The sequence below is a fragment of the Vibrio sp. 10N.261.52.A1 genome (assembly GCF_002876325.1).
Classification (GTDB): Bacteria; Pseudomonadota; Gammaproteobacteria; order Enterobacterales; family Vibrionaceae; genus Vibrio; species Vibrio chagasii.
Genome location: NZ_MCYD01000223.1, coordinates 1 through 2,033, shown reverse-complemented (window position 1 = coordinate 2,033; position 2,033 = coordinate 1). Strand labels below are relative to the sequence as shown.

The 2,033-nt window shown below is 35.3% G+C and carries 3 protein-coding genes; all 3 read right to left on the bottom strand.

Annotation, left to right across the window (positions count from 1 at the left end; all coding sequences use genetic code 11):
* Positions 1 to 803, bottom strand: an 803-nt coding sequence (locus BCT81_RS02875) for a glycosyltransferase (protein ID WP_133152505.1), incomplete at its 3' end; no start/stop codon positions are given.
* Between the two features lie 95 nt (positions 804 to 898).
* Positions 899 to 1,699: a sulfotransferase domain-containing protein gene (locus tag BCT81_RS02870; RefSeq protein WP_102423188.1), complete on the bottom strand. Its 801-nt coding sequence runs from the start codon at positions 1,697 to 1,699 to the stop codon at positions 899 to 901.
* A partial coding sequence (locus tag BCT81_RS02865; protein WP_206747999.1) for a hypothetical protein occupies positions 1,696 to 2,033 on the bottom strand: 338 nt, incomplete at its 5' end. The genes BCT81_RS02865 and BCT81_RS02870, both read right to left, overlap by 4 nt.

The following is a 2,033-nucleotide window of genomic DNA, read 5'->3' as shown; positions in this document are numbered from 1 at the left end:
CTATTATAGCTAATTATAGATGATAAGTTTTTCGACAATTTTTCAAATTCATCTAATTCGCTCCAAACACCTGATTCGTGTATTCGATATACCGACATAGTGTTATCAAGATACTTTATTGGACCAAGTTCCGAAACTTTAGTACAAAGGAACCAATCACCAAAACTTTCGCTATAGAAATCAAAGACACATTTTTTTATACGACTCAGGCGATAAAGCATAGATGAGGTGTGGAAGTATATCTCTCCCCTAACAAAATCATCAATGGTGAAAATAGTTTTTTCTACAGCACCCACTATTGGCTGTTCAGCAAACTTTGAAGAGCTCTCATTGAATACTAACGTGTTATGGGCGCATCCCGAAAAAGTGGGAGATGCTTGCAAAGTATCAACTTGTTGCTGAAGTTTATACGGCGAAGTCCAATAGTCATCCCCATCGCACAATGCTAGAAAGCAACCATTAGCTTGATTCAGCGAATAGACCCAATTAAATCGCCCCGTCGCCCTACCATTAAATGTTATAGTATTGCGCCTATCGTGCAAAAAAAGGCGAATTATTGACGGATACTTATTTGCATATTCAATGCAAATTTCACGAGTGCGGTCATTAGAATCATCTTCACCAAGAAGGATTTCAAAAGGAAAATTGGTTTTTTGAGCAAGAATACTTTCTAGACACTCCACAATATAATTTTCGTGGTTATAGGCGACAACAAGGACACTAACTAAAGGATTTGTTACGACTTCATGCTTATAGTCACGTACTGGAAACTTCCCAACTATGCTAGTGCTTACAGGTTCCATTTAAAAATTCCTGGTTACACCCTAAATTTTAACGATTGTTTATAATTTAGAGTATTATAGATATAAAAATTTAATGATGAATCTTAAAGCTTCATCTAGACTAGGTAATCCTCTAATTGATAGTCAGATAACAGTTTTTGTATCTCGTCAGAAATTTCAATTGGTAGGATGTCTTTCCAAGCTTGATCATTAGCTTTTGCACGATAAACAGAATAAGGGTCATCATCATGTCTAGATTTGCTTTGCTGAATAAAGTCAATTGTCTGACTTTCAACCTTTAATGACAAAAAATCGAACAAACTCCTAATAGTTGATTCAGTGTTATCGTTCAGATCAGAATACTTGACAATCTTGAACTGAAGTGGATATTTTTTTTCTAAATCAACAAACATCCTTGTTACCTCTAACCACTTGTAAAAACCATAAAACTCCTCATCTCTCCCCTGATTTTTTTTATTTGCGTACTTCCATTCCTCAAATATACTCCAGCGCGGGTCAAACTCTTTTGACGCTTTATACCAAGATGCAATTGTTGATAATGGATTTCTAATTATACCTATTATTTTTAGACTACAGTCCTCAGCTAATAAATGTTCTACCAAGTTTAAATACCTAGTTTCTTTAAACATTACAGTACTTGGGATATCAGACTTTACAAAACTAGGATAGCCTTTATGAGCTCTGGATGTCATTAACGCCATCTCATCTGACGAATTTAAGATTTCATTAAAAAATGCGTCGATATCCTCAAAAGAAGAACTCATGTTGAGCCTCTCTTTATGTTCAAAAGAAAATAAAGGCTGGAACCTTAAGGCAATCGAAGGGTGACTATTAAACAACTGACTCAGCCATGAAGTACCCGATCGTGGAACACCAAACAAAGCAACTTTTTTCATGCTCTCTCCAACAAACAATCAAATCTATAGTAGGTAGAGTAAAGATTACTGTTTTGAGCAATCACTTTCATTTCGAATCCAAAATGGCTGGCTATGGTCTCAATTTCAGACTTATCCCACCACTTTCCTAAATGTGGTGTACCTTTGGCCTCACACTTTTCGTAGTAAGCCATTTTTTCCTCGGTATCGTAATACTTTGATATACAGCTATTATCTGGAATACCACCAATAAAAATTCTAAGTATATTTGAATTAGTAGAAAGTAAATCCATAACTTGGAAGAAAGCATCATTATCTATATGCTGTAGTCCTTCATACATATATACGCTATCAC

Coding starts and splice junctions, on each gene's coding strand:
- BCT81_RS02870 (WP_102423188.1), bottom strand. CDS start 1,699: ATGAAAAAAGTTGCTTTGTTTGGTGTTCCACGATCGGGTACTTCATGG.